The organism is Arthrobacter sp. SO5, from assembly GCF_020532805.1.
Taxonomy (GTDB): Bacteria; Actinomycetota; Actinomycetes; order Actinomycetales; family Micrococcaceae; genus Arthrobacter.
Genome location: NZ_MQTQ01000093.1, coordinates 15,883 through 17,844, shown reverse-complemented (window position 1 = coordinate 17,844; position 1,962 = coordinate 15,883). Strand labels below are relative to the sequence as shown.

The window sequence follows — 1,962 nt, the reverse complement described above, 5'->3', positions numbered from 1 at the left end:
GGGACCGCCGCTACGGCGGGGCGGTCGACGCCGCTGCCCCCGCCGGGCAAGCACGTCCGGGCGCTTAGCCGGGATCGTCAGCCGGCCCGGTCCGGCCGTCCGGCCTTTCCGCCGTCGTCCAGGACATAGGCCCGGAGCCAGCGGGCCAGCCGGCCGTAAGCGTCGGCACGCACCCGGGGAGCGGAGAGGAAGACGTCGTGCAGGGCGCCGTCAATCCGTTCCAGGGTGACAGTCCTGCCCAGGCTCAGGGCGCGCAGGGCGATCGTGTTCACATCCAGCACCGCGTCGGTGCGCCGCATGGACTCCTTCCAGAACATTCCGTTGGCGCTGGCACCGGAAATCATGACCAGGATGGGTACGTCGATGTTCAGTCCCCGGGCCACCCGGGCCTGGCCGGTGAGTACCGCGCTGAGCCAGCCGGCCCGGACGGGGAAGGCGCGCGGCGGCCGGTAGCTGTCATCGAGTGCCCACTCGCCCTCGGCGGCGCTGCTGATGCTGCGCCAGTAGAAGGACCGCTCGGGGAGCCGGATCACCGATTCCGGCCGGAACCGGGCAAGGGGTTCCACCATGCCCCGGGCTGCGCGGCGCACGGCTGGGCTGCCGTGCATCTCCAGCCACGGGCTGTCCAGGACCAGCTGGGACACGACGCCGGGATGCCGGCTGGCCCACAGGGCTGCGATCAGCCCGCCGGTGGAATGTCCCATTAGGGTCACCGACGGCGGCGTGGTGGCTTCGGGGTGGAGCGAGCCGATGATGCCGATCGCGGCGGTGATTTCGGCGTCGTAGTCATCAAGGTCAGCCACGTAGCCGCCGTGGGTGCCGGGGCGCAGGCTCCGTCCGTGGTTGTGCATGTCCAGGGCGAAGAACTCGAACCCCTGGCCGACCCAGAAGTCCGCCAGTTCCTCGTTGAAGAAGTAGTCGCTCCAGCCGTGCAGGAACAGCACAGCGCGCACGCGCCCGCCGCCCGCTTTGCTTCTGCGCGGGAGGCGGCGGACCAGCGTGGCTGTCCGCCGGACACCGTCCGGACCCGCAGCCTGGAAAGCGCAGGCTTCGAAGTCATCGCCGAGGATGTCCGGTTCCCATTCCATCGCGGGCTCCTAAACTTCAAACGCGGCCGCGCGGCCGGCCGCGCGGCCGGAAAACAGGCACCCGCCAAGGAAGGTTCCCTCGAGGGCGCGGTAGCCGTGGATGCCGCCGCCGCCGAACCCGGCTGCTTCGCCGGCGGCGAAGAGGCCGGGCACCGGCCTGCCGGAACCGTCCAGGACCCGGGAGAGCAGGTCAGTGTGGAGTCCGCCCAGGCTCTTGCGGGTCAGGACCGAGAGCCGCACCGCGAGCAGCGGGCCGTGGCGGGGGTCCAGCATCCGGTGCGGCGGGGCAACCCGCATCACCCGGTCCGTGGTGAAGCGGCGGGCGGCGCGGATTGCGGCGAGCTGCGGATCCTTGCCGAGTCCGCTGTCAATCTGCCTGTCCCGGGAGCGGATCAGCCGGTCCAGCTCCATGGCGTCGATCAGCGGCTCGCCGGAGAGTCCGTTCATCCGGGCGGCCAGTTCCCCCGGGGTGCCGGCCTGGAGGAAATCGACGCCGCGGTCCAGGAAGCGCTGAACAGGGCTGTCACTTCCGGGTTTCAGCCGCGCGGCGAGCAGGCGCACATCCTTGCCCGTGAGGTCCGGGTTCTGCTCCGAACCGGACAGCGCGAATTCCTTGAGGGCGATGGTCTTGTTCAACACGAACCAGGAGTACTCGTGGCCGGTGGACAGGATGTGGCGGAGGGCGCCGAGCGAGTCGAAGCCCGGGAACAGGGGAGCGGGAAGCATCCTGCCCGTGGCGTCGAGCCACAGGGCGGAGGGGCCGGGCAGGATCCGGATCCCGTGCTGCGGCCACACCGGGTCATGGTTATGGATGCCTTCCGGGTAGTGCCACATCCGGTCCCCGTTGATGAGCCGGCCGCCTGCCCGGGCGACG

General features: G+C 70.7%; 2 protein-coding genes. Both read right to left on the bottom strand.

Going from position 1 to position 1,962, the window contains the following annotated elements; translation table 11 throughout:
- Window positions 1–77 precede the first annotated feature (77 nt).
- Window positions 78–1,088, bottom strand: coding sequence for an alpha/beta hydrolase (locus BJG92_RS16230; RefSeq protein ID WP_232085018.1), 1,011 nt, complete (start codon window positions 1,086–1,088; stop codon window positions 78–80).
- Window positions 1,089–1,097: 9 nt separating this feature from the next.
- On the bottom strand, window positions 1,098–1,962 hold an 865-nt coding region (locus BJG92_RS16225; RefSeq protein WP_232085017.1), incomplete at its 5' end, for an FAD-binding protein.